Raw genomic sequence first — 25,156 nt, 5'->3', positions numbered from 1 at the left:
GCCAGTCGCCGCGACAGGTCAGAGGTAACGATTCGCCTCGTCGATGAAGTGCTGCGCGTACCCCTCCGACGGAATGTCCCCGAGGTAGTACTTCTTCAGGTCGTGCCGGGTGGCCGCCAGCGGGTCACTGCCGAGCAGATCGTCCAGCACCGGGTCCAGGTTTGTCACCCGGCCGCTTTGCGCGTCGATCACGTACGCCGCCCGGGCCAGCGGGAAGGCGTCGGTGAACCGCTCCGCCGGCGTGGAGACCGCGACCATCGCGAACGGCTTCTCCGAGTACAGGTAGTCGGCGACCACACTGGACACGTCCGACACCATCGCGTCCGAGGCGTTGAAACAGTCCACCACCGACATCTTCGTCTCGGCCTCGGCACCGAACACGTGCTTGCGGCCGCTCGTGCGACGGTCCTCGGCGAGCAGCGCCTTGATCCGCTCCGACTCCTGCGTCAACGCCGCCGAGCGCATCGTGTACGGGTGCGGCCGGAACACGATGCTGCAACCCCGCGACACCAACGCCTTGACGATGTCGTAGCCCACCAGCAGCGACGAGTAGTTCGAGTCGGCGTAGAAGCCGGCCCAGGTCGGGGCGTACAGCACCCGCGGCGCGGTCAACGAGGCGATCGGCGCGGCGGCGATGGCGACGTTCTCCACCTGCGGACGCCCGACGATGCTGAACATCTCCGCCGGCATGCTCACACCGTTGGCCGCGAACCGGTCCACTGCGGCCTGACCGGCGACGAAGTTCTTGTCGTACATCCGGAAGACCGGGTTGTGGCTCGGCACCTTGTCGCTGTCACCGTGGTTGAGCTGGATGTGCGTCAGGTTCGTGTACCGCACGAGGTGGTTGTTCTTCGTCGCCGTGTTGACGTAGAACGCCGCCCGCAGCGACGGGACGATCACGTCGTCGATCTGGGTCAACCCCGAGCGCAGCACCACCGGCGCCGTGGTCATCCGCAGCACCTCGTTGAAGTTGGCCTCGGAGCGCACCAGCACGAAGAACTTCTTGCCCAGCCGCTCCAGGTAGGGCAGCCACATCCCGACCTGGTAGGCCGTGCCGGCCGGCGCCTCCCAGTGCAGCAGGAAGACCGGCTCGTACGCGGCCAGCGCCGCATTCAACCGCGTCTCGCTGGCGTGCCGGGCCCGTACCCGGGTCACCGCCTGCCAGCCGGTGAACGCGATCAGGGCGAGCGCGGCGACCGACACCACCAGCGAGATCACCTCGAGGGTGCCGGCGAACGCGCAGACCAGCGCCACCACCACGGCAGCGCCGTTGACAAGCACCGCCCGACTGGTGTTGGGCCGCAGGTTGGGCCGCAGACCGCTGCCGCGCAGATTGGCCGACACCGGATAGACCGAGCGGGAGGTGGCCGTCACCGCCGGCTCGGCGAGAATCGCCAACGCCGCCACGCCGACCCCCAGGGCCAGCACCAGATCCGCGCCGGAGTGCACCACGCCGAGCAGGTAGGCGCAGGCCAGCAGGAGCAGGCGGATCACGAGTGTCGAACCGGAGGGGGTCGGGCCGCCGCTCAGCGCGTTGCGCCACAGGTAACCGAGCAGGCCGAGCGCGACCAGGGCCGGGGGCAGCGCCCACCACGGCGAGTCCGCCACCGCCGCCAGCAGCAGCGCGGCCAGCGCCGCCACCTCGGCGGCCAGGGCGGGCATTCGGCCCGCCAGCCACCCCCGCAACCCGGACTTGGCGTTCACCGGCGGGCGCCCGTCGACGTGCCGTTCATCCGCAGCACCCGGCTGACCCGGCCGCGCCAGCTCGCCAGGAAGGTCTGCTGGACCTTCAGTTCCTTCTCCAACTGGGTTACCCGCTCCTCGAGTGACTTGGATCCGCGGGGCTCGCGGAATGGGGGTTCGAAGTCGTAGGCAGGTCGGGCCAGGTCACCGTCGTGGCCCTGCCGCAGCCAGCGCAGCCGCGACATGACCTGGCGACGCCCGACGGCGTCCGAGGCCATCAGCGTGTGCACCGGCCCGGGGAAGTTGGCGGAGGCGATCGCCTTGTCGTAGGCGGGGTTCTCCTTGCCGGGCTGGAACACGTGCTCGAGGTCGTTGTGCTCCAGGAAGCGCAGGTAGGTCTCGAAGGTCGGCACCTGGCGCGGCAGGAAGGCGTCGAAGTCGGCCTCCTCGTAGAGCCGCTGCGCGTCGACGTCCGGCGGCAGGTCGGCGTAGAGGCGGTACGGGATGCCGTGGTACTCGGCCAGCTCGACGGTGCGCGAGTCGTGGGCCAGCACCACCGCCGGCGTACCGGCCAGCACCGCCGCGACGTTGCCGTGGATGCGGGTGCCGAAGGCGAAGTGCTGCTCGGCCATGAACTCGACCCAGGTCGAGGCGTCCACGAAGAAGCGCATCCGGTCGTTCTCGTACAGCGGATGCTCGGTGTGGATCGGCATCCGCTTGTTGCCGACCTTGGCCGGGTTCTCACCCCAGAGCATCAGGGCGAGGCGGTGGTGCTGCTGCGGCACGATGACGCTGTTCGGGTAGCGGTCGGTGTTCGCCTCGACCAGCCGGTCCACCCCCTTGACCTTCGGGGTGTACGAGATGGCCAGCGGGCTGTCGTAGCGCAGGTGCCCGACCTTGCGCACCAGCGGGCCGAGCGGCCCGTTGCCGAACATCGACGGGCAGCCGATGACCCGCACGTGCTCGTCGCCGAAGCCGAGGTACTTCAGCATCCGCGCGGTGTACTCACCGCGTACGCCGATGGAGGCGGAGCGGTCCAGTACGGCCCGGGTGAACCGGGTGACGATCCGCTTGTACTCGTCGGGCAGCGAGTCGAACTCGGTGCCGTACGGCAGCTGGGCGCCGATGCCGACCACGGTGACGGGGATGGTCAGCTTCTCGATGACCTTCGCGAGTCGTTCCAGGTGCGGCAGGAAGGTGTCCCGGTACGAATTGGCCATCGGCAGCACGAACCGGTCGAACTCCTCGTTCGTCCGCGCGATGTACCGGCCCAGGTGAACCGGACGTTCGTGCACGTACGAGTTGGCGACCAGCTCGGCGTCGGGCACGCTCAGCGCCCGGAAGACCGCGCTGTAGAAGAGCATGTTGCCGGAGTTCGACCCGAACACCCCGAGTCGGGAGGTGGCCAGACTCTGCTCGTGGGACAGCACTGTCGCCGGATGTTTGCCGGCACGTACGAGGATGCGTGTCATGAGCGGGCACCGGACCCTGTGTGGCTGAACCGCGACCGTGCCGGTCGGAACATCTCATCCTCCCCTTGACGACACCCCGAGCGACCCGGTGCCGCGGCACCACCAGGGAACAGCGCGCGTACTGGCTCGCGCCGCTCACGATCGGGTCTCACTTCCGCAGAATCAGGGATGGATCCTAGCTCCGTATCCCGGAAGTTCACCGCACCGGGGTCGGATGTTCTTGATCATCTCGTCGCATTCCACGCATTCCCCTCAGCCCTCACCAGACGCCATCCCGAAACGCCTGGTCAGGGCGGGCCGCTCGGCTAACCGCCGGACGGCTCGGCGGCGACACCACGCGGCCGAGGCTGCTCCGCCGGCAGCGCGAGCTTCGGCGGACGGTGCTCGTACGGGGTGGAGAGCACCACTGTCGTGCGGGTGGTGACGTTCGCCGAGGTCCGGATCTCCTGGAGCACCCGCTCCAGGTCCGCCGGCCCGGCCACCCGCACCAGCAGCAGGTAGAAGTCCTCACCCGCGACCGAGTAGCACGAGTCGATCTCCGGCAGATGGGCCAGGCGTTCCGGCGCGTCGTCGGGCTGCGAAGGGTCGAAGGGCCGGATCGCCACGAACGCGGTAAGTGGCAGGTCGAGCGCCTCGAAGGAGACTTTCGCGCCGTAGCCCTTGATGACACCGCGCTGCTCCAGCCGACGTACCCGCTGGTGCACCGCGGAGACCGACAGGCCGACCCGCTCGGCGAGGTCCGTGTACGACAGCCGACCGTCGACGGTCAGTGCCGCGACGATGGCCCGATCGATCTCCTCCACGGCGTGCAACCTACCCGCTGAGCGCCCGATGTGCGACGTTCAGCCCTTCGCCAACGCCCGGGAAATCACCATCCGCTGGATCTGGTTGGTGCCCTCGACGATCTGCAACACCTTCGCCTCCCGGAAGTAACGCTCCACCGGATGATCGGCCACGTAGCCGGCGCCGCCGAGCACCTGCACCGCGTCGGTGGTCACCCGCATCGCCACGTCGGTGGCGAACAGCTTCGCCTTGGCCGCCTCGATCGAGTACGGCCGGCCGGCGTCGCGCAGCCGCGCCGCGGCCAACGTCAACGCCCGGGCGGCGGAGATCTGGGTGGCCATGTCGGCCAGGGTGAACCCGAGCCCCTGGAACTCGATGATGGCGCGGCCGAACTGCTGACGCTCGCGGGCGTAGGTCACCGCGTAGTCCAACGCCGCCTGGGCCAGCCCCACCGCGCAGGCGGCGATGCCGAGTCGACCGGAGTCCAACGCGGCCATGGCGATGGTGAAGCCCTTGCCCTCCCCGCCGATCAGCCGGTCGGCGGGCACCCGGGCGTCGTCGAAGACCAGCTGCGCCACCGGTGAGGAACGCAGCCCCATGGTGCGCTCGGCGGTCTGCGGCGTGATCCCCGGCGTCGCCCGGTCGGCGAGCAGGCAGGAGATGCCCTTCGGGCCGGGCCCGCCGGTGCGGCAGAAGATGTTGTAGAAGTCGGCCGTGTGGGCGTGGGTGATCCAGGCCTTGGTGCCGGTGACGACGTAGTCGTCGCCGTCGCGGACCGCCTTCGTGGTCAGCGCCGCGGCGTCCGAGCCACCCTGGGGCTCGGAGAGGCAGTACGCGCCCAGCAACTCGCCACCGATCATGTCCGGCAGCAGGCTGCGCTGCTCGTCGGTGCCGAACGCGGCCACCGGGTAGCAGGACAGGGTGTGCACGCTCACCGCCTCGGCGACGGTGAGCCAGCGCCCGGCCAGGATCTCCAGCACCTGCAGGTAGACCTCGTAGGGCTGGGCCGCGCCGCCGTACTCCTCGGGGTACGGCAGCCCCAGCAGCCCGGCGCGGCCCAGGGTGCGCAGCACCTCCCGGGGGAACTCCCCACGCTGCTCGTGCTCGACGACCCTGGGTGCGAGCTCCCGGTCGGCGAGTTCGGTGGTCAGCTCCAGCAGGTCGTGGGCCTCGTCGGTGGGCAGGATCCGCTCGACGGTCATAGCTCGATCAGCTCCGTGGTGGTGGTGTTGAGCCGACGTACGCCGTCGGTCGTGCAGACGACGATGTCCTCGATGCGGGCGCCGTGCCGCCCGGCGAGGTAGATGCCCGGTTCCACGGAGAAGGCCATCCCGGCGACCAGCGGGCGGTCGTTGCCGGCCACCACGTACGGCTCCTCGTGGCCGTCCAGACCGATGCCGTGCCCGGTACGGTGCAGGAAGGCCGCGCCGTATCCGGCGGCGGCGATCGGCTCGCGGGCCGCGGCGTCGACCGCCTCGGCGGTCACCCCCGGACGGACCGCGGCCACGGCGGCGTGTTGCGCGTCGCGCAGCACCGCGTAGTAGTCGACGAACTCGGCCGGCGCCGGGCCACCGGCCACATAGGTACGGGTGCAGTCGGAGCGGTAGCCCGAGGGCATGGTGCCGCCGATGTCCACCACCACCGGCTCACCCACCCCGATCGGCCGGTCGGAGGTGCCGTGATGCGGGCTGGCCCCGTTCGGGCCGGCGGCGACTATCACGAAGTCGACGGTGACGTGCCCGGCGGCGCGGATCGCCGCGGCGATGTCGGCGGCCACCTCCACCTCGGTACGCCCCGGCCGCAGCCACTCGCCCATCCGCTCGTGCACCGCGTCGATCGCCGCACCGGCCTCGGCGAGCGCCGCGATCTCGGCGGGCGACTTGACGATCCGCAGCTCCCGCAGCACCTCGGAGGCCAGCCGCTGCCGGGCACCGGGCAACACCGCACGCAGCGCGAGGACCTGCTCGGCCCACATCCGGTCGGCCAGTCCCACCGCGTCGAGAGCCCCGTCGAGGGCCGCGGTCACCAGCGGGTACGGGTCGCTGCCGTCGGTGTGGTCGACGATGCGCACGCCGGTGGCCGGCGCCGGGGACGCCTCGGCCGCAGGCCGTTCCAGGGTCGGCACGATCAGGGTCGGCTCGCCCTCGGCGGGCAGCACCAGCAGGGTCAGCCGCTCACCGGCGTGCGCGTCGTAGCCGGTGAGGTAGCGCAGGTCGGAGCCGGGGCTGAGCAGCAGGGCGTCCAGGCCGGCGGCGGCGATGGCGCGTTGCGCGGCCACCAGTCGCTGCGGCGGGTAGAGTTCGTCGATTCCCACCCGCACAGCTTAACGGTCGTTTGGGGGCGGGTTGTGGACGGTCGCGGCCGAGCGTAGCCCGCCGACCGGTCAGGAATCGAGAAGCACTCCGCGGCGCAGCACAGCAAGCTGACCTTCAGGACATCCCGCCCGGCACGTCCCGTCGGGCCGGGCAGCTCATCTCTGCTGGAGGTCGCCGTGCGCTGGAACAATACCGTCCGACAGACCCACCGATGGACCTCGATCATCTTCGTGGTGACGGTCATCGTCGCCTTCGTCGCCGCCGCCCAGGCGGAACCCGCCGAATGGCTCTTCTACCTGCCACTACCCCCGCTGGCCCTGCTCCTGTTCACCGGGTTGTACCTGTTCGTGCTGCCGTACGCCGTCCGGCGGCGACGCACCGCGAGCTGAGTGCGGCGGCGCCGCACCGCGAGCCGCCTCGGCACGGCTCAGTGCATCAGCCAGAGGCAGAACGGGTGGCCGTCCGGGTCCAGGCAGACCCGGACGTCATCCTGCGGCTGGAACTCGGCCATGGTCGCGCCGCAGGCCAACGCGTGCGCCAGGGCCGCGTCCAGATCCTCGACGCCGATCTCCAGGTGCATCGACATCTGCTGCCGGCCCGGCTGCGCCGGCCAGGTCGGGCGGACGTACGCCCGTTCCCGCTGGAACGACAGTCCGACACCACCGTCGACGTTGTGCAGGATGACGTCGTCGGCCTCCTCGACCTTGATCTCCCAGCCGAGCAGCCGCACGTAGAAGCGGGCCAGCGCGGCCGGGTCGGGCGTGTCCAGGTTGACCGTGGTCAACCTCAGCCGGGTGGGTACGGACATCTGTTGTCCTCCTGGTCGTGCCGGGCACCCCGAACGTCGGTGGGGTGTGCCAGGCTGTCGGACGTGGCACAGCAGACCCCGATCATGCTCGTCGACGCGCCCAGTCTCTACTTCCGCGCCTACTTCGGCATCCCCGAGTCCGCCGCGAAGACCGCCGACGGCCAGCCGGTCAACGCCGTACGCGGCTTCCTCGACATGCTCGCCCAACTGGTGCGCACCCGCCGCCCGGGCCGGATGGTGTGCGCGATGGACCACGACTGGCGACCGGACTGGCGGGTGGCGCTGCTGCCGTCGTACAAGGCGCACCGGGTGGCGCCGGAGGGCGGCGAGATCGTGCCGGACACCCTCTCCCCGCAGGTGCCGATGCTCCTCGACGTGCTGGAGGCGCTGGGCATCACCGTGGTCGGCGCGGCCGGCTACGAGGCCGACGACGTGCTCGGCACCCTCTCGGTCACCCAGCCCGGCCCGGTGGAGGTGGTCTCCGGCGACCGTGACCTGTTCCAGTTGATCGACGACGCCCGCGGGGTGCGGCTGCTCTACATCGGCCGGGGCGTGGCCAAACTGGACGACTGCGACGACGCTGCGGTGCGCGCCCGCTACGGTGTGCCGGCCGACCGGTACGCCGAGTTCGCCGCGCTGCGCGGCGACCCCAGCGACGGGCTGCCCGGAGTGGCAGGTGTCGGCGAGAAGACCGCCGCCCGGCTGATCGACCGGTACGGCGACATCGCCGGCATCCTCGCCGCCCTGGACGACCCGGCCTCCGGATTCGCGCCCGGCCTGCGCGCCAAGCTCGCCGCCGCACGGGACTACCTCGCGGTGGCCCCGAAGGTGGTCCGGGTCGCCCTGGACGTGCCGCTGCCACCGCTGCCCACCGAGTTGCCGACCGCGCCCGCCGACCCGGATCGGCTGCTCGACCTGGCCCAACGGTGGAACCTGGCCGGCTCCACCCGCCGCCTGGTCGACGCCCTCGCCACAGGCGCCGACTCCTAGACGACCTCGCGCAGGTAGCCGTCGATCGAGGCGGCGAGCACCTGCTCGCCGGGGCGGGCCCAGACGTCGGCATTGAAGACCTCCACCTCGATCGGGCCGGTGTAGCCGGCCCGATCGACCGCCTCGCGCAGCCGGCGCAGTTCGATGCAGCCGTCGCCGGGCAGCGCCCGGCCGAGCAGCACCCCCTCGGGCAGCGGGGTGATCCAGTCGCAGACCTGGAACGAGGCGATCCGCTCCCCCGCCCGGACGATCTGCGCGTACACGGTGTCGTCCCACCAGACGTGGTAGGCGTCCACCACCACGCCGACCACGTCGGGGTCGAACCGTTCCGCGATGTCGAGGGCCTGGCCGAGGGTGGCGATGACACACCGGTCGGCGGTGAACATCGGGTGCAGCGGCTCGATCGCGAGCCGCACCCCGGCGGCCTCGGCGTGCGGGGCGAGGTCGGCGATCGCGTCGGCCACCCGGGCCCGGGCCCCGTCGATGTCCCTGCTGCCCTCCGGTAGCCCGCCGCAGACCAGCACCAGCACGGGTGCGCCGAGCGTGGCGGCCTCCTCGATGGCGCGCAGGTTCTCCTCGCGCCAGTCGTCGGCGGTGAAGAAGCCGCCCCGGCACAGGGTGGTCACCGCCAGCCCGGCGTCGCGGACCAGCGTGGCGGTGCGGGCCAGGCCGTACTCGGCGACCGGTTCCCGCCACAGGCCGATGCCCGGCACGCCGGCGGCCACGCAGCCGGCCACCACGTCGGGCAGCGGCCAGTGTTTCGTGGTGGCCTGGTTGAGCGAGAAGCGGCGCAGCGCCGCCCGGTCGGAGGTCACTGGGCCACCCCCGCGACCGTGAAGTACGCCCGGGCGCGGGCGGCGGCCAGGTCGGCGTCGGGCAGCAGCCCGGCGTCCTCGGCGAGGGTGAGCAGGGTGGCCAGGTGTGCCGGGGACCGGCCGGACTGCAGGCCGCCGACCATGGTGAAGTGGTCCTGGTGGCCGGCCAGCCAGGCGAGGAAGACGATGCCGGTCTTGTAGTACCAGGTGGGTGCGGCGAACAGGTGCCGGGCCAGCGGCACGGTCGGGGCGAAGATCTCGTCGTACCCGGTCAGGTCGCCGCGGTCGAGAGCGGCAAGCGCGGCGGCGGCGGCCGGGGCGATGGCGGCGAAGACGCCCAGCAGCGCGTCGGAGTGACCGCTGTCGTCGCCCCGGATCAGCTCCGGATAGTTGAAGTCGTCGCCGGTGTAGAGGCGTACCCCGGCCGGCAGCCGCCGCCGCAACGCCACCTCGCGGCCGGCGTCGAGCAGCGACATCTTGATGCCGTCCACCCGCGACACATGGGCCTTGATCAGCTCGACGACGGTGTCGGCGGCCAGGTCCAGGTCGGTCGAGCCCCAGTAGCCGGTCAGCGCCGGGTCGAACATCGGGCCGAGCCAGTGCAGCAGCACCGGGCCGTCGGCAGCGGTCAGCAGGTCGTCGTACACCCGCAGGTAGTCCTCGGCGTGGCGGGCGACGGCGGCCAGGTGGCGGCTGCACATCAGCACCGGCACCGCGCCGGCGGCCTGCACGTCGGCGAGTTGCTCGCGGTAGGCGGCGGTGACCTCGGCCAGGGTGGCCGGGCCGGGCGGAAGCTGGTCGGTGGCGACCCCGGCGACGATCCGGCCGCCGACCGCGCGGGCCTGCGCCGCGCTGCGCCGGATCAGCTCCCGGGTGCTCGGATAGTCCAGGCCCATGCCGCGCTGCGCGGTGTCCATCGCCTCGGCCACCCCGAGGCCGTACGACCAGAGGTGCTCGCGGAAGGCGAGGGTGCGGTCCCAGTCGAGCACGGCCGAGGTGCCCGGGGTGTTGTCGGCGCCCGGATCGGCCACCACGTGCGCGGCGGCGTACGCGATGCGGCTGCGCGGCGGGCCGTCGGGGCGCGGATGCCCGGTGCCGCCGGCCAGCCGCAGTCGCCGCCCGCCGGGCAGGGTGACGGTCGTGCCGCTCACAGCGACAGCTCCGGCACCTCGACGCGACGACCCTCGCGGGCCGACAGCAGACCCGACTCGGCCAGCTGCACGCCGCGCGCCCCGGCCAGGAAGTCCCACCGGAACGGCTCACCGGCCACCACGTGCCGCAGGAACGCCTCCCACTGCACCTTGAAGCCGTTGTCGAAGTCCTCGTTGTCCGGCACCTCGGACCACTGTGACCGGAAGTCCTCGGTGGCCGGCAGGTCGGGATTCCACACCGGTTTCGGGGTGAGGGCCCGGTGCTGCACCCGACACCGCCGCAGTCCCGCCACCGCGCTGCCCTCGGTGCCGTCGACCTGGAACTCGACGAGTTCGTCGCGGAACACCCGCACCGCCCAGGACGAGTTGAGCTGGGCGATCACCCCGCCGTCGAGCTCGAAGACGGCGTACGCGGCGTCGTCGGCGGTGGCCTGGTAGGGCCGGCCCGCCTCGTCGACCCGGCGCGGAACGTGGGTGGCGATGGTGGCGGAGACCGCACGCACCTCGCCGAACAGCTCCGCCAGCACGTAGTGCCAGTGCGGGAACATGTCCACCACGATGCCGCCGCCGTCCTCGGCCCGATAGTTCCAGGAGGGACGCTGGGCGGGCTGCCAGTCACCCTCGAAGACCCAGTAGCCGAACTCGCCGCGCACCGACAGCACCTGACCGAAGAAGCCGCCGTCGAGCAGGCGCTTGAGTTTGCGTAGGCCGGGCAGGAACAGCTTGTCCTGCACCACACCGGTGCGTACGCCGGCGGCGCGGGCCGCGCGGGCCAGGTCGAGGGCCGCGGCAGTGTCCTCGGCGAGGGGCTTCTCGGTGTAGATGTGCTTGCCGGCCTCGATCGCCGCCCGGATGGCCTTCTCCCGCTGCTGGGTGACCTGGGCGTCGAAGTAGATCTCGACGTCGTCGCGGGCCAGCGCCGCCGCCAGGTCGGTCGTCCAGTCGTCCAGGCCGTGCCGTTGCGCGATCTCGCGCAGCTTGGTCTCGCTGCGTCCGACCAGGACCAGGTGCGGCCAGACGGTGGTGCCGTCGGCCAGTGGCAGGCCACCGGCGTCCCGGATGGCCAGCAGGGAACGCACCAGATGCTGGCGGTAGCCCATCCGGCCGGTGACGCCGTTGACGATGATGCCGATCGACCTGCGGGTCATTGAGGGATCCTTCCGCAACGAGGCCAGGTAAGCGCTTTCCTGCGCAGCCTAGAGCGCGCAGGAACGCCGGGGCAAGGGCTTTCCCGCCGGCAACGATCCGGCCGGCGAAATGCTGTCGCGCTACGCCGCCGTGGCGCAGACCATGGGCCACATGGACCCACAGGCCCGCGAGATCGTCGACTACTACACCCTCCGGTACCGCGAGGATCTGCGGCTCAGTGCAGGGCGGCCACAGGCTCGGCTGGAACGACAGCGGACCCTGGAGATCCTGCGGGAGTCGCTGCCCCCGGCACCGGCTCGGATCCTGGACGTGGGTGGCGCAACGGGCGAGTACGCCCGGGCCCTCGTCGCCCTGGGCCACCGGGTCCGGCTGCTCGACCTGGTGCCCGCCCACGTCGCGCAGGCCCGCGCGGGGCACCCCGGCCTCGACGCGGAGGTCGCCGACGCCCGCGCGCTGCCCGAGGACGACGACAGCTACGACGCGACGCTGCTGCTCGGTCCGCTCTACCACCTGCCGGAGCACGCGGACCGGTGCACCGCCCTGGCCGAGGCGGTCCGCGTCACCCGTCCCGGCGGCACGGTCTTCGCCGCCGCGATCTCCCGGTTCGCCCTGCCGCTCGACTTCGCGGCCACCGGACGGCTCGACGATCGGACGATCGAACGGGCCCGGACGCTGCTCACCGATGGTCGCAACGACCCGGTTCTCGGCTTCACCCACGCCTACTTCCATCGTCTCGAGGAACTGGTCGACGAATGCCTCACGGCGGGCCTGGTAAACGTCACTGTCGAGGGTGTCGAAGGGCCGGCGTGGCTCGCCGCCGAAGCGGGGGCGCACGGACCGACGGCGGAGCAACTGTTCACCGCCGCGCTGGCGCTGGCCAGGACGTACCGCGACGAACCGGCACTTGTCGCGACCAGCGCCCATCTGCTCGCCCGGGCGACGGTGCCCGGCGACCCGTCACGAACCCGTCCGAACCAGCCGGACCTACCGGTGTGACCTGCACGAACCATGCGGCGGCAAAAGTCCCGCACTGCGGTACGGTGGCGCTGGCCGTCAACGACGCGGCCGACGCGACACGGGAGGGGACGCGGGTGGCGACGCTGTCCGATGTGGCGCGGCGGGCGGGCGTCTCCCCCGCCACGGCTTCTCGAGTGATCAACGGCAGCAGCAAGCCGGTCACCGACGAGTTGCGGGAACGGGTCCTGCAAGCCGTCGCCGAGTTGCAGTACGTGCCCAACGCCCACGCCCAACTGCTGGCCCGTTCCCATCGAGGCGCGGTCGGCGTGATCGTGCACGACGTCTCCGACCCGTACTTCTCCGAGATCACCCGGGGGCTGCAACGGGTCGCCACCGACCAGGGGCGGCTGCTGATGATCTGCAACAGCTACCGGGACCCGGACCGGGAGCTGGAGTACGTCGAACTGCTGCGCGGGCAGCAGGTGGCCGCGATCATCCTGGCCGGCTCCGGCTACCACGATGCCGACTTCACCACGCTGCTCAACGGCAAGCTGGCCGCGTACGAGGCCACCGGCGGGCGGGTCGCGGTGATCGGCCGCCACGAGCACTCCGGTGACGCGGTGATGCCGGACAACCGCGACGGCGCGCGGCTGCTCGGGCAGGAGATCTGCCGGCTCGGCCACCGACGCATCGGGGTGGTGGCCGGGCCCCGGGTGCTGACCACCACCACCGACCGGCTGACCGGGCTGCGCGAGGCGCTCGCCGAACACGGTCGGCAGCTACCGGATCAGCTCGTCCGGTACGCCGATTTCGACCGGGACAGCGGCGCCGAGGCGACCGCCGCCCTGTTGGACGCCGAGCCCGGGCTGACCGCGATCGCGGCGCTCAACGACTCGATGGCCATCGGCGCGTTGTCGTTGCTGCGCTCCCGCGCGGTGGCGGTGCCCGATCAGGTGAGCGTCTTCGGCTTCGACGACATGCCGATGGCCCGCGACGTCACCCCGGCGCTGACCACGATCCGGTTGCCGCTCGTCGAGATGGGTGCCCGAGCGATGGCGCTGGCCCTGGACGGTGGTTCCGCCGGGCCCCGGGTCGAGTCGCTCGCCGCCGAACTGGTCCGCCGCGACAGTTCCGGACCACCGCCGCACTGAGGCGCATCACGGGAGATTTGCGCGAATGGGATAGATATAGTCACATGCGTAAACTCCTGATCTCAGCCGCTCTCGTGGTGGCGCTGGTGACCGGGGCCACCGGGCCGGCGGCGGCCGAGCCACCCCACAACCCCGCTCCCCGATCCGCCGTCGAAGGCTGGTCGGTGGCCGACGGCGAGCTGACCTGGCGTTCCGACACACCGGTGCCGATGGGCGACGCCGCCGTCGAATTCTGGTCGGGCCAGCGGCGGCTCGGCGCGGCTCGTCCGCACCCGGACGGTCGGACCTTCAGCCTTCCGCTGACCGCGCCGGTCGAACCCGACGAACTCGCGGTGCGGGTCGGCGGCAGGCGCATCGACGCGGACGCCCCGCGCGAGAGCGCCCGCCGGTCGGAACCGGTCGCCGCCGCGGCGGCCCCGCAGCCCGCCGGCCCCGTCGACCCCGGCAGGCCCGGACCGTACCGGCAGATCACCGGGGAGTACGACCTTCCCGGGGTCACCCTGCCGGAGTTCCCGGAGAAGGTCGAGATGCGGGCGGTGGTGGTCGCGCCGCAGGGCACCACCGGCGCCCGGCCACTGGCGCTGTTCCTGCACGGTCGCCACGCCGTCTGCTACCGGGGCGACGAGCAGGTGCCCCAGCAGTGGCCGTGCCCGGCCGGCACCGATCCGATCCCGAGCCACCGTGGCTACCTGCAGGCGCAGCGGCTGCTCGCCTCGCAGGGCTACGTGACCGTGTCCATCTCGGCCAACGGCATCAACGGTCAGGACTGGGCCGCCGCCGACGGCGGTGCCCAGGCCCGCTCCTCGCTCGTACGGCTGCACCTGGCGAAGTGGGCCGACTGGGCCGGTACGGGTCGTGCCGCAGCGCCGAGCATCGTGCGGGCCGCGCCCCGGGCCGACCTGTCCCAGGTGTTCCTGATGGGTCACTCCCGTGGTGGCGAGGGGGTCAGCCGGGCGGCGATGGACTCACTCACCCCACCGCCGAGGGCCCAGGACGGCTACCCCGGCAGAGTTCGCTGGACCGTACGCGGCATGCTGCTGATCGGTCCCACGCTCTTCGGGCACAACCCGGTGCCGGACGTCCCGTCGGTGACCATCCTGCCCGGCTGCGACGGTGACGTCTTCGACCTGCAGGGCCAGATGTTCGTCGACGCCACGCGCGGACTCAGCCCGAGTCGCGCACTGCGCAGCGCGCTGTACGTGATCGGGGCCAACCACAACTACTTCAACACCGAATGGACGCCCGGACAGTCGGTGGCACCGTCCCAGGACGACTTCTACACCAGAGACGACGAGCCGGACCTGGTCTGTTCACCGGGCATGCCGAGCCGGCTCACCGCCAACCAGCAGCAGACCGTCGGCGCCACCTACATCGCCGCCGCCGCGCGGCTCTTCGTCGAAGGTGACGACCGGATCCGGCCGCTGCTCGACGGCACCGGCCGACGGGCACCCTCGGCCGACCCGGCGCGGGTGCTCGCCCACGCCCTCGGCGGCAACCGCACGCCGGTGCTCACCCCGGACGCGTCGACGCAGCTGTCGGGTGGTGCCCGGATCTGCGACCAGGTCACCGACGACGCCGAGCGGTCCTGCCTCGACCCGATGGATCGCAACGCTTTCCTCGCACACTTCACGCCCTTCCTCTGGACCATCCCCGAGCCCAACCGGTACGCGGCCGAGCTGGCCTGGTCCCGTGCCGGCACACCGATCCGGCTGGCTCCGGCCCGGCCGGTTTCCGTCGCCGGCGCCCGTGACCTGGCGCTGCGGATCATCGTCGCGCCGAACACGACCGACACCCGGTTCGACGTGACAGTCGTCGGCACCGACGGGCGGCGCAGCCGGCTGGGCGAGGTACGCATCGACGGTCTGCCCGGCACCGGCAACACGACCTCGCACTGGGCGCAGGAGGTGCGGGTGCCGTTGAAGGGGGCACCCGCTCGACTGGCCGCCATCGAGGTCACGCCACGCACCGCGTTCGGGCAGGCATGGCTGCTCGACGCGTGGGGCTGGAAGCCGGGCACCCCCGACCCGCGTGCCCCCCGCCTGCCGCGGCTCGACATCGGCACCTTGGAGGTGGCCGAGGGTGACTCCGGCACGAAGACGTACGAGATCCCGGCGACCATCACGGGACGCGGCAGCGCGACAGTACAGCTGAACCTGACCGATGACATGTTCGTCAGCCGCTCCTGGCTGGCCACCGTCCGGCCCGGTCAGCGCAGCATCCGGGTGCCGGCCGAGGTGGTCGGTGACACGCTGTGGAACTACACCGAGCGGTACCTGCTGACCGCCAAGGCGCAGCAGGGCATGGTGGTCGGCAGCTACCTCGGCGGTCTCGACGTGCTCAACGACGATCCGGCGCCGACCATCACCGTCGAACCCGTCCAGCGCGTCACCGAAGGCGAGACGTTGACCTGGCGTTTCACCTCGTCCGCGCCGACGGAACAGGGCATCTTCGCCATCGCCTGGCCGCAGCCGCCGACCGACGGCCCCGAGCTGTCCACCATGGACGTCGATCCGGACTGGTTCACCGAGCACGCGTACTCGCCGGTGGAGCCCGAACGGCCACTGTCCCAGACCTGGCTGGTGCCGTACCTGGACCTGGCCCCGGACGCGGTCGTCGCTGAGATCACCGTCCCGACGATCACCGACTCGGTGGTCGAGCCGGACGAGTGGATCGAGCTGCGCTTCGACCAGGAGCCGGACGGGCCGCAGCTGCCGCCGGTGCTGACCGGTGTGGTGACCGACGGCTGAGCGGGGACGCCGCGGTGGCACCGGTACGGATACCCTGTGCCGGTGCCACCGCTGAGCCCCACCCAGCAGCTCCTCTCCCCCGACGACGTGGCCGACTACATCGCCGCCTCGTTCGGCGCGGACCGGCAGGTCGCCGACTGCGGGCCGCTGACCGGCGGCGGGTTCGCCACCGTCTGGTGGGTACGCCTCGACGACGGCGCAGACGTCGTCCTCAAGGTCGGGCCACCGTCGCACGTGCCGCTGCTGCGCTACGAGACCGGGATGCTCGCCGCCGAGGCCCGTTACTTCCGGCTGGTCGCCGCCCGGGCCCCGCAGGTGCCGGTGCCGCCGGTGCTGCACCACGGTCGCGACGCCCGTCTCGGCGAGTGGCTGGTCACCGGTCGGCTGCCCGGCCGGGCGCTGCCCGACCTGGACGGTGCCGACGAGGGCGCACGCTACGACTTCGGGGCGACGGTGGCCACCCTGCACCGGATCACCGGTGACCGGTTCGGCTACGACGCCGGCCGTGCCGGCGGCATTACCTGGTCGGTGGCGTTCGCGGCGATCGTCGACGATCTGCTCGCCGACGCGGTCGACTGGAACGTCACACTTCCCGCGCCGCCGCAGCGGTTCCGGGAGGTGGTGGCCCGGCACGCCGGCCTGCTCGACCAGGTGCGCCGACCCGCCCTGCTGCACTTCGACGGCTGGGACGGCAACGTGCTGGCCGCGCCCGACGCGCACGGGGCGTACCGGATGTGCGGGCTTGTCGACGGCGAACGGTTCCTCTACGGCGACCCGATGCTGGACCTGGTCTCGCCCCTGCTGTTCCGGCGCGCCGAGGACGAGCCGGAGCATCCGTTCCTGCACGGCTACGCCGACGCCGTCGGCACGCCGCTGGTCTTCGACGACCGGGTACGCCGCCGGTTGGCGTTGTACCGGATGCACCTGCACCTGCTGATGACCGTGGAGATGCCCAGCCGGGGCATCACCGTCGGCAACGACCCCGGCCGACACACCCTGCTCGCCGAGCTACTCGACCGCGACCTGGCGGACCTGAGCGCCGAGTAACCGGCCGCTGTGCGCGGCGCGTGATCACGGACGCTGCCCGAGCTTCGGCACCACGGCACGTTGCAGCACCGCAGTGGTGGCCAGCACGGTGCCGGCCGGTCCATCGGCAGTGTCCGCCACGAGGTAGCTACGCGAGCCGAGGTACTCGAAGGTCCGCTCATCGAAGATCCACTCGTCGCGGCGGTCCCGTTCGGTGTACGCGACGGCGGTCCCCCGCCGGCCCGCCGCGTCGGTCACCTGACGGATCACCTCGACTCCGGGAATCCGGGCTGCGGCCCGGTAGAGAGCGGCGCTTGTCTGTGGCGGCACCAGCGATTCCCGCAGGATGTCGCCGATCGCGGTGAACGCCGCGCCGTCGCGGCTGCTGCCGTGGCCCCGCTCGGCACGTTCCCGGTAGAGCTTGGCCAGCAGTTCATCCGGGTCGTCGGGCAGATCGACGACCGCCGCGTTCGGCGTCATGTCGGTCAGCGTCACCCGCTCGGGGATCACGCCGATGACCGGCAGTTCGAAGAACGGCTGTCGGAGCAGACCATCGCCCGGCTCGTACCGGGGGATCCAGATCTCCCGCTCGCGTACCGGTCGCAGCCGGGCCGGACCGCCACCCAGTTCGGCGTAGGCGCCCAGGCTCCTGATGTAGACGTACCTCCCGTCGCCCGGTTCCGGCTTCTCGACGACGGCGGCGGCCATCGCGTTCAGCAATGTCGTCGCGGCCGCCGGTTCCGCCTGTTGCACAGTTACGACAAGCGGCGCGCTCTGCGGCACCCCGGGCAGCGCGATCGTCCCGGCCGCGATCACCGCGGCCAGTACGCCCACCGCGCCCGCGAGCACCGGCGTCCGCTTCGGCCGCCGGGCCGGCCGGGTGATCTCGTTCATCAGGTGCCGGCGCAGGGCCTGCCGGTGCGCGGTGGCCATCGCCGGCACGTGCGGAACAGTCGGCTCGCTCATCGGTACTCTCCCTGCTCGACGGGGGTGCCTCGCGGACGGTCCAGTTCCTGCTGGGCCAGCGCCCGCAGCCGGGTTCGGGCCCGGGACAGCCGCGAACGCACGGTCCCGACGGGAACCCCCAGGGCTTCGGCTGCTGCCGCGTAGTCCAGCTGCGACCAGACGCACAGCAGGAACACCTCCCGGTCCGCCCGACGCAGGGCCCGCAGGGCCGCCACGGCGGCGGCGAGCTGGTCGGCGTCGTGCATCCGGCCGACCACGTCGTCGGCGAAGTCCGGCACCGTGTCGCGTACCGGCAGCCGCCGTAGCGCCGCCCGGTGCCGGCGCGCCGCCCGCCGCCGGTTACGCAGCACGTTTGTGGCGATGCCGAGCAGCCAGGGCCGCAGGCTCTCCCCGTCCGGTCGAAGCGACTCCCGGATCCGCCACGCCTCGAGGAAGGTCAGCGACACCACGTCCTCGGCGAGCACCGGGTCGCCCTCGCTCCACACCGCATGGCGGTGGACCGCGTCGGCATGCTCGTCGAAGAGTTCACCAAAGGCGTCGGTGTCGCCGGCTCGGATCCGACGCCGCAACTGTGCTGTCACACCTGTACCTGTCCGTGGCCGCCGACGAGTTCCATGTCTGCCGACATGTTCCATCCGCGGACATGGTCCATCGGCGGACGTGGTCCATCCGCGGACATGTTTCATCGGCGGGCACGGACAGGTGAGCGTCGGTGGCGGGTCAGGAGGGTGCGTGCCGGGCCAGGGGGTTGGTGAGGGCGCCGACGAGCTGCAGGGCGGCCGACGGGTCGGCCAGGTCGACCATCTGCTGGTTGTCGCGCAGTTGCAGCCGGTTGAGGCAGGACAGGGCGAACTCGGGGGCGAACAGGTCGTAGCGGGCCAGCCGGTCGGCCAGGTGTGGTACCCGGGCGGCGTAGTCGGTGGCGCAGTCGGCGACCGTACGCCAGAAGGTCTCCTCGTCGGCGATGCCCTGGTCGGCGAGGGTGGCGCCGAGGAAGCGGAAGAAGCAGTCGAAGACGTCGGTGAAGATGGACAGCAGTTTCATCTCCTCCGGCACCTCGGCGCGGATCCGTTCGACCGCCGGGGGCAGGGCCGCCTCGGTGTTCATCACCACGATCTCCTCGGCGATGTCCTTGAAGATCACCCGTTGTACGGCGTGGTCGCGCAGCACCAGGATGACGTTCTCGCCGTGCGGCATGAACGCCAGGTCGTAGGCGTAGAAGGCGTGCAGCAGCGGGGTGAGGTAGGCGTGCAGGTAGCGGCGTAGCCATTGCGCCGGTGCCAGCCCGGAGGCGGTGATCAGTTCGGCGGCGAAGGACCGGCCGTCGGCGTCGACGTGCAGCAGCGAGGCCATGGTGGCCAGCCGTTCGCCGGGGGCCAGGGTGGGCACCGGGCTCTCCCGCCACAGCGCGGCAAGCATCTTGCGGTACGGCGAGTAGCGGTCGGTGGCGGCTTCGTACTGCCGGTTGCGGTAGCCGACGGCGGCCCGCTCCCGGATGATCGTCAGGCCGGTGGCCTGGAACACCTCGTCGGCGGTGATCAGATCGGCCAGCCAGTCGTTGATGGCCGGGGTGGCTTCCATGTACGCCGCCGACAACCCTCGCATGAAGCCCATGTTCAGCACCGACAGCGACGTCTTGACGTAGTGCCGGTGCGGCGCGCTGACGTTGAAGAAGGTGCGGATGGACTGCTGGGCGAGGTAGTCGTCGTCGCTCTCGCCGAGGTGCACCAGGCGGCGGCGGGCCACCTCACCGGCGAAGGTCACCGACAGCTTGTTCCACCACTGCCAGGGGTGCACCGGGATGAGCAGGTAGTCGGCCAGGTCCAGGTCGAGGGCGGCCATGGTCTCGGCGAACCGGGCCAGCGTCGCCTCGCCCAGTTCGGTGCGGAGCAGGGTGTCGTAGTCGAGGTCGGCGGCGCTGGTGAACGTGGCGTGGTCGCGGTGGGCGGCCAGCCAGATCAGGCGTACGGGCCGGGCCGCCTCGGGGGCGTAGCTGTGGTATTCGTCGACGCCGAAGCCGAGGCGGCCGTTGTTGGCCACGAAGCAGGGATGTCCCTCGGTCATCGACGTCTCGATGGTCTGGAAGTCGGCCTCGATCAGTTTCGCCGCCGAGGGCAGGGCCCGGTCCAGCTTGTAGGCACTGCCGGCCAGGGTGGAGCTGATCTCCTCCAGGTAGACCGGCAGGATCCGGTCGGTGAGGCCGAGCGAGGTGCGCAGATCCAGGCAGAGGTCGACGGCGTCGAGGGGCTGCGGCTGCCCGTCGCGCTGCCGGGTGATGCTCTCCGGGTCGATGTCCCAGTGCTCCAGGGTGCGCAGCCGGGCGGTGAACCGGTAGCGGACGGTGCCGCAGTCGCTTGTCACCGTGTACCAGCCGCGGCCTCCGGCGGCGAGGCCGTCCGGCTCGGGGGTGATCAGCCGCTCGTGGGCGAACTCGGCCAGCGCCTTGCGCACCAGCAGCCGGTTGGCCCGCTCCCAGGTCTGCGGGCGCAGGTGGGAGACCGGGTCGGTGGTGGTCACAGCGTTGCTCCTTGGTCACGGGTCGCGGCGAGGAACCGCTCGCGGGTGCAGATGCTCAGCAGGGCCTGCTTCTCCGGCTTGGTGATCGGGCCGATCACCTCGAAACCGACTGCCGCGTTCAGGGCGTGCACGGCGGTGTTGCGGACGTCCGGCTCGACCACCACCCGGACGGTGTCGGGGTCGGCGAACAGCCACGACATCACGGTGGTGATCACAGCGCGGGTGAAGCCGTGCACCGGGGTCTCGGTGGGCGCGCAGAGGAAGTGCATGCCCACGTCACCGGGCTGGGCGTCGTAGAGCCCGACCAACTCGACCTGGGCCGGGTCGTACCGTTCGGCGAGGAAGGCCGGCTCGCCGCGCCACAGCCCGAGGAAGGCGTCGTGGTGCGGATGCGCGGCGATGCGCTGGTATTCCTGCACCACTGCGGCCAGGTCGGCGTCCTGCATCAGCCAGAACGCCGCCTTGGGGTGGGTCACCCAGCCGTGCAGCAGCGGCGCGTCGGCGGCCACGTCGAGCGTACGCAGGGCGAACTCCCCCAGCACCGGATCGGTCCGGATGTGCACGGTGGCGCTCATGCGGGCACCCCGAACTCCTGGAAGGTGATCGACTTCTCGATCGGGTACACCTCCCGGCCGACCAGCTCCCGGATGATCCACGAGTTGCGGTACGGACCCATGCCGAGATCCGGTGAGGTGATGCTGTGCGTGTGGGTGCCGCCGTTCTGGAGGAAGATCCCCCGCCCGGTGTGGTCGACGCTGTAGTTGCGGGCCACGTCGAGGCGGCCGTGGGCGTCGAAGCGCAGCCGGTCGCGGATCGGGTCGCAGAAGGCGGGCACCTGGTAGCGGTAGCCGGTGGCCAGCACCAGCCCCTCGGTGTCCAGGGTGTGCTCACGTCCCTGCTCGACGTGGCGCAGCCGCAGGGTGTGCCGGCCGGTGGACCGGTCGTGGTCGACCCCGGTCAACTCGGTGTTGGTCAGCAGTCGGGTGTTCACCGGGCCGGGCACGCTCGTGGCGTAGAGCAGGTCGAAGATGTCGTTGACCAGGTCGGCGGAGATGCCCTTGAACAGCCCCTTCTGCTCGGCCTCCAGGTCGTAGCGGGTCTGCTCGGGCAGGGCGTGGAAGTAGTCCACGTAGTCCGGTGAGGTCATCTCCAGGGTCAGCTTGGTGTATTCCAGCGGGAAGAACCGGGGTGAGCGGGTCACCCAGTTCAGCTGGTAGCCGTACGTGCCGATGTCGGAGAGCAGGTCGTGGTAGATCTCGGCGGCGCTCTGCCCGCTGCCGACGATGGTGATGCTGCGTTTGGCGCGCAGCGCGTCACGGTGTTCCAGGTAGCGGGAGTTGTGCACCGCGTCGGAGTCCAGCCCGGCGCAGGCCTCCGGCAGGTACGGCGGGGTGCCGGTGCCGAGCACCAGGTGCCGGGCCCGGTGGGTGACGGTGTCGCCGCCGACCGTGGCGGTCACCACGTACTGCTCGCTCGTCGGGTCGTACTCGACGGTGCTGACCTGGTGACCGAAGCGCAGGTTGGGCAGCTTCGCCGCGGCCCACCGGCAGTAGGCGTCGTACTCGGCGCGCAGCGGGAAGAAGCTCTCCCGGATGTAGAAGGGGTAGAGGCGGCCGATCTCCTTGAGGTAGGCGAGGAAGGAGAACGGCGAGGTGGGGTCGGCCAGGGTGACCAGGTCGGCCAGGAACGGGGTCTGCAACCGGGACGACTCCAGCAGCATGCCGGGGTGCCAGGAGACGTCGTCGCGGGCCTCCAGGAACAGCGCGTCGATCTCGGCGATCGGCGCGGTCAGGCAGGCCAGACCCAGGTTGTACGGCCCCAGGCCGATCCCGATGACGTCGTAGCTTCTCATTCGGCCCTCCATGCTCGGTTTCTGCGTCGACCTGCTCAGCCCACCGGACAAGGAAGCTCCAAAGTGGACGTCTTGGGCGCGTACCGGCCGGCGTGCTCGGCGATCAGGTCGAGCACGTACGCCACGTCGTCGGGGCTGGTCGCCGGGTTGAGGACTGTGAACTTGAGGTACTGCCGGCCGTCGACCTTGGTGCCGGCGACCACGGCCAGGCCGGAGGCGGCCAGCGCCGACCGGGCGTGCAGGTTCGCCGCGTCGGCCAGGTCCGCCGGGGTGCCGGCGGGCCGCCAGCGGAACACCACTGTGCTCAACGCCGACGCGGTCAGCACCTCGAACCGGGGGTCGGCGGCGGCCAGCTGCCACGCCTGGGCGGCCCGGTCACAGACCTCGTCGAACAGTTCGCCGATGGCGTCGGGGCCCATCACCCGCAGGGTCAGCCAGAGCTTGAGGGCGTCGAAGCGGCGGGTGGTCTGCAAGGACTTGTCGACCTGGTTGGGGATGCGTTCGGCGACCATCCGGGCCGGGTTGAGGTAGTCGGCGTGCCAGGTGGCGTGTCGCAGCGTACGCCGGTCGCGGACCAGCACGGCGCTGGAGCTGACCGGCTGGAAGAACGACTTGTGGTAGTCGACGGTCACCGAGTCGGCCCGTTCTATGCCGTCGAGCAGGTGCCGGCGGGTCGGCGAGACCAGCAACCCGCAGCCGTACGCGGCGTCGACGTGCAGCCACACGCCGGAGGTGGCGCACACCTCGGCGATCTCGTCGAGCGGGTCGATGGTGCCGAAGTCGGTGGTGCCGGCGGTGGCGACCACCGCGAGCACGGTCAGGCCGGCCCGCCGGCAGCGGCTGATCTCGTGGCGGACGGCACCGGCACGCATCCGCCGGTCCGGGCCGGTCTGCACCACCACGACCGCGTCCGGGGCCAGGCCGAGCAGCTTGGCGGCCTTCTGCACGCTGAAGTGGCCCGCGGCAGAGGTGATGATCCGCAGGCGGGGCAGCAGGATCCGCCGGTCGGTCGGGCTCGCACCCGCCAGGGCCTCCTCCCGGGCCAGCAGCAGCGCGTGCAGGTTGGACTGGGTGCCGCCGCTGGTGAACACGCCGTCGGCGGCCGGGCCGAGACCGATCCGGGCGGCGGTCCAGTCGATCAGGCGTCGCTCGATCAGGGTGGCGCCGGCGCTCTGGTCCCAGGTGTCCATCGAGGAGTTCACGGCGCTGAGCACGGCCTCGCCGAGCAGGGCCGGGATGACGACCGGGCAGTTGAGGTGGGCCAGGTAGCGCGGGTGGTGGAACCAGACGGCGTCGCGCAGGTAGACCTCGTCGAGTTCGTCGAGGGCGGCGGTGGTGTCGCACAGCGGCCGGTCCAGGTCGATCGCGTCCACCAGCGGCGCCAACTGCTCCGGGCGTACGCCGGTGAACGGTCCGGTCGCCTCGGTGACGCGCCGAGCCACCCGGTCGGCACCGGCTGTCACCGCAGCCCGGTAGTCGTCGACTGTGCCGTCGTGGAACAGGTGGGCTCGGGCGGCGCTCGGCGGTGTCACGGTGTGCACCGGCAGGGTCATGGACGTGTCCTCCACGCTCGGCGGTTCGGTTTCCGGGCAGCCGGAACCCGCCGCCCGCGCAGCGCGCGGCGGGTTGGCGTCGATGAGGGTGGTGGGCGGACGACCGGCGGTCTCAGGTCACGCCGGTCGTCCGTGGCGGGTCAGGTCAGCTTCTTCGCGCCCTGGATCGCCTTGGCGAGGTCTTCGAGCAGCGGGGCGGCCCCGGCGTACGAGAAGCGGGGCACCGCGTCCCATCCGGTCACCTGGCCGGCCTGCACGGCGGGCAACTGCGTCCAGGTGGGCTTGGCGGCCAGGTCGGCCGGTTGCAGGGCGGTGCTGCGGTTGTCGAGCAGGATCAGGTCGGCCGGGAACTTGCCGGCGTTCTCCCAGCTGAGCGCCTCGAAGTAGTCGCCGGACTCCAGCTTGGTGGGCACCACGATGTCGACGCCGAGTTCGGCGAAGTACATCAGGTCGGTGCTGACCTTCGGGTTGGAGACGTAGAACAGGTCCGGGCTGCCGGAGGCGGCCAGCACCTTGATGCCGGGGTTGGCCTTGACCGCCTGGCGTACCGCCTCGGCGGCGGCCTCGAAGCGCGCCTTGGCGTCGGTGACCTTCGATGCCGACAGGTCGGCGCCGAGGGACTCGGCGAGTGCGGCGTACCGTTCGATCGGCTTGGTCATCGGGACGCGGGCGGTGGTGATGGTGACCACCGGCGCGAGCGGAAGGATCTTGTCCTTGCTCTCGTCCGGCACGTACCAGTAGGCGCCCGGGTCGTACATGTGGGTGACGAGCAGTTCCGGGCGCAGCGCCGCGTACTTCTCGACGCTGAACTCGCCCCAGACGTTGCCGAGGATCTCCACGCTCTCCACGTCCAGGTCGCCGGCCTGTGGTTCCTTGCTGCCGTCGGCCTTCTTCGTCTCGCCGAAGACACCGACCACCTCGCGCCCGAGTCCGAAATCGACCAGGGCGGCTGCCGAGCCGGTGAAGGCCACCACCCGGGCGGGCCGCGCCGGAGCGGTGACCGCCTCCGGGCGGTCGTCGGTGAACGACCACGATCCGGAACCGTTGCTGGTGCTGGCTTTGTCGGCCTCGTCCCGCCCGCAGCCGACGAGCACAGCGGCGAGGGCGGCGGCGCCACCGGCGGCGAGCAGGCCGCGACGGGAGAGGCGGCGGGCGGAAACGGGATCAGGCATGGTGTCGTCTTCCGATCAGGGTGTGCGGATGGCCATGGACAGCCGCGGT

The 25,156-nt window shown here is 71.5% G+C and carries 22 protein-coding genes; 6 read left to right on the top strand and 16 right to left on the bottom strand.

Translation table 11 applies throughout. The annotated features are described in order from the left end of the window. Positions 1 to 18: 18 nt before the first annotated feature. The 5 genes from Vgi01_RS10830 to Vgi01_RS10810 all read right to left on the bottom strand — a co-directional run bounded on the left by Vgi01_RS10830 (position 19) and on the right by Vgi01_RS10810 (position 6,258). Entirely contained in the window at positions 19 to 1,704 is a 1,686-nt protein-coding gene (locus Vgi01_RS10830; RefSeq protein WP_204290922.1) for a CDP-glycerol glycerophosphotransferase family protein, read from the bottom strand. Then, a complete protein-coding gene (locus Vgi01_RS10825; protein ID WP_013733824.1) occupies positions 1,701 to 3,155 on the bottom strand; it encodes a polysaccharide pyruvyl transferase family protein in 1,455 nt (484 codons plus the stop codon). Before Vgi01_RS10825 ends, Vgi01_RS10830 begins: the two co-directional genes overlap by 4 nt. 305 nt (positions 3,156 to 3,460) lie before the next feature. After that, the gene (locus tag Vgi01_RS10820; protein WP_013733823.1) at positions 3,461 to 3,958 is read right to left on the bottom strand and encodes an Lrp/AsnC family transcriptional regulator; all 498 of its coding nucleotides are present in this window, start codon (positions 3,956 to 3,958) and stop codon (positions 3,461 to 3,463) included. Positions 3,959 to 3,997: 39 nt separating this feature from the next. After that, the gene (locus tag Vgi01_RS10815; RefSeq protein ID WP_102656123.1) at positions 3,998 to 5,140 is read right to left on the bottom strand and encodes an acyl-CoA dehydrogenase family protein; all 1,143 of its coding nucleotides are present in this window, start codon (positions 5,138 to 5,140) and stop codon (positions 3,998 to 4,000) included. Continuing rightward, a complete protein-coding gene (locus Vgi01_RS10810; RefSeq protein ID WP_199180047.1) occupies positions 5,137 to 6,258 on the bottom strand; it encodes a M24 family metallopeptidase in 1,122 nt (373 codons plus the stop codon). Before Vgi01_RS10810 ends, Vgi01_RS10815 begins: the two co-directional genes overlap by 4 nt. 171 nt (positions 6,259 to 6,429) lie before the next feature. Here Vgi01_RS10810 and Vgi01_RS10805 point away from each other — a divergent pair, with 171 nt between their 5' ends. Further along, entirely contained in the window at positions 6,430 to 6,642 is a 213-nt protein-coding gene (locus Vgi01_RS10805; protein WP_013733820.1) for a hypothetical protein, read from the top strand. A 38-nt stretch (positions 6,643 to 6,680) separates the two neighbouring features. On the opposite strand, the gene Vgi01_RS10800 is transcribed toward Vgi01_RS10805, so the two are convergent. Further along, positions 6,681 to 7,061 carry a VOC family protein gene (locus Vgi01_RS10800; protein ID WP_204290921.1) on the bottom strand — a complete coding sequence of 127 codons (381 nt, stop codon included), beginning with the start codon at positions 7,059 to 7,061 and terminating at the stop codon, positions 6,681 to 6,683. A gap of 84 nt (positions 7,062 to 7,145) precedes the next feature. Between Vgi01_RS10800 and Vgi01_RS10795 the strand changes: the two genes are divergently transcribed. Continuing rightward, on the top strand, positions 7,146 to 8,051 hold the full coding sequence (locus Vgi01_RS10795; RefSeq protein WP_199180053.1) for a 5'-3' exonuclease: 906 nt from the start codon (positions 7,146 to 7,148) through the stop codon (positions 8,049 to 8,051). On the opposite strand, the gene Vgi01_RS10790 is transcribed toward Vgi01_RS10795, so the two are convergent. Genes Vgi01_RS10790 through Vgi01_RS10780 form a run of 3 tightly spaced genes read right to left on the bottom strand, consistent with a single transcriptional unit; the run spans position 8,048 to position 11,165 of the window. Further along, positions 8,048 to 8,866, bottom strand: a complete 819-nt coding sequence (locus tag Vgi01_RS10790) for a sugar phosphate isomerase/epimerase family protein (RefSeq protein WP_204290920.1) — start codon at positions 8,864 to 8,866, stop codon at positions 8,048 to 8,050. The genes Vgi01_RS10795 and Vgi01_RS10790 overlap by 4 nt on opposite strands. Next, complete coding sequence (locus Vgi01_RS10785) at positions 8,863 to 10,017, bottom strand: dihydrodipicolinate synthase family protein (protein WP_013733816.1); 1,155 nt, start codon at positions 10,015 to 10,017, stop codon at positions 8,863 to 8,865. The genes Vgi01_RS10790 and Vgi01_RS10785 overlap by 4 nt, the downstream gene beginning before the upstream one ends. Beyond that, positions 10,014 to 11,165: a Gfo/Idh/MocA family protein gene (locus Vgi01_RS10780; protein WP_013733815.1), complete on the bottom strand. Its 1,152-nt coding sequence runs from the start codon at positions 11,163 to 11,165 to the stop codon at positions 10,014 to 10,016. Before Vgi01_RS10780 ends, Vgi01_RS10785 begins: the two co-directional genes overlap by 4 nt. Before the next feature lie 109 nt (positions 11,166 to 11,274). On the opposite strand from Vgi01_RS10780, the gene Vgi01_RS10775 reads away from it, so the two are divergent. From Vgi01_RS10775 to Vgi01_RS10760, 4 genes are all read left to right on the top strand, one after another. Then, positions 11,275 to 12,162, top strand: a complete 888-nt coding sequence (locus Vgi01_RS10775) for a class I SAM-dependent methyltransferase (protein ID WP_204290919.1) — start codon at positions 11,275 to 11,277, stop codon at positions 12,160 to 12,162. A 95-nt stretch (positions 12,163 to 12,257) separates the two neighbouring features. Further along, a complete protein-coding gene (locus Vgi01_RS10770; protein ID WP_043724413.1) occupies positions 12,258 to 13,274 on the top strand; it encodes a LacI family DNA-binding transcriptional regulator in 1,017 nt (338 codons plus the stop codon). A 44-nt stretch (positions 13,275 to 13,318) separates the two neighbouring features. Then, complete coding sequence (locus Vgi01_RS10765) at positions 13,319 to 16,021, top strand: alpha/beta hydrolase (RefSeq protein ID WP_204290918.1); 2,703 nt, start codon at positions 13,319 to 13,321, stop codon at positions 16,019 to 16,021. 42 nt (positions 16,022 to 16,063) lie between these two features. Further along, positions 16,064 to 17,068: a phosphotransferase family protein gene (locus Vgi01_RS10760; RefSeq protein WP_239088893.1), complete on the top strand. Its 1,005-nt coding sequence runs from the start codon at positions 16,064 to 16,066 to the stop codon at positions 17,066 to 17,068. Positions 17,069 to 17,092: 24 nt separating this feature from the next. Here Vgi01_RS10760 and Vgi01_RS10755 read toward each other — a convergent pair whose 3' ends face one another. The 7 genes from Vgi01_RS10755 to Vgi01_RS10725 form a co-directional block, all read right to left on the bottom strand. Further along, entirely contained in the window at positions 17,093 to 18,013 is a 921-nt protein-coding gene (locus tag Vgi01_RS10755) for a CU044_5270 family protein (RefSeq protein ID WP_043720824.1), read from the bottom strand. Continuing rightward, on the bottom strand, positions 18,010 to 18,594 hold the full coding sequence (locus tag Vgi01_RS10750; protein ID WP_013733809.1) for an RNA polymerase sigma factor: 585 nt from the start codon (positions 18,592 to 18,594) through the stop codon (positions 18,010 to 18,012). The genes Vgi01_RS10755 and Vgi01_RS10750 overlap by 4 nt, the downstream gene beginning before the upstream one ends. A 139-nt stretch (positions 18,595 to 18,733) precedes the next feature. Further along, entirely contained in the window at positions 18,734 to 20,530 is a 1,797-nt protein-coding gene (locus Vgi01_RS10745; RefSeq protein WP_204290916.1) for an IucA/IucC family protein, read from the bottom strand. Further along, complete coding sequence (locus Vgi01_RS10740) at positions 20,527 to 21,105, bottom strand: GNAT family N-acetyltransferase (RefSeq protein WP_204290915.1); 579 nt, start codon at positions 21,103 to 21,105, stop codon at positions 20,527 to 20,529. Before Vgi01_RS10740 ends, Vgi01_RS10745 begins: the two co-directional genes overlap by 4 nt. After that, the gene (locus tag Vgi01_RS10735) at positions 21,102 to 22,382 is read right to left on the bottom strand and encodes a lysine N(6)-hydroxylase/L-ornithine N(5)-oxygenase family protein (RefSeq protein WP_013733806.1); all 1,281 of its coding nucleotides are present in this window, start codon (positions 22,380 to 22,382) and stop codon (positions 21,102 to 21,104) included. The genes Vgi01_RS10740 and Vgi01_RS10735 overlap by 4 nt, the downstream gene beginning before the upstream one ends. A gap of 35 nt (positions 22,383 to 22,417) precedes the next feature. Further along, positions 22,418 to 23,935, bottom strand: a complete 1,518-nt coding sequence (locus Vgi01_RS10730) for a pyridoxal phosphate-dependent decarboxylase family protein (protein WP_204290914.1) — start codon at positions 23,933 to 23,935, stop codon at positions 22,418 to 22,420. Positions 23,936 to 24,075: 140 nt separating this feature from the next. Next, complete coding sequence (locus Vgi01_RS10725) at positions 24,076 to 25,107, bottom strand: ABC transporter substrate-binding protein (protein ID WP_204290913.1); 1,032 nt, start codon at positions 25,105 to 25,107, stop codon at positions 24,076 to 24,078. Positions 25,108 to 25,156 lie beyond the last annotated feature (49 nt).

Origin of the sequence: Micromonospora gifhornensis (assembly GCF_016863515.1) — a bacterium.
GTDB lineage: Bacteria > Actinomycetota > Actinomycetes > Mycobacteriales > Micromonosporaceae > Micromonospora > Micromonospora gifhornensis.
This window is presented reverse-complemented; position numbering and strand designations above follow the sequence as displayed.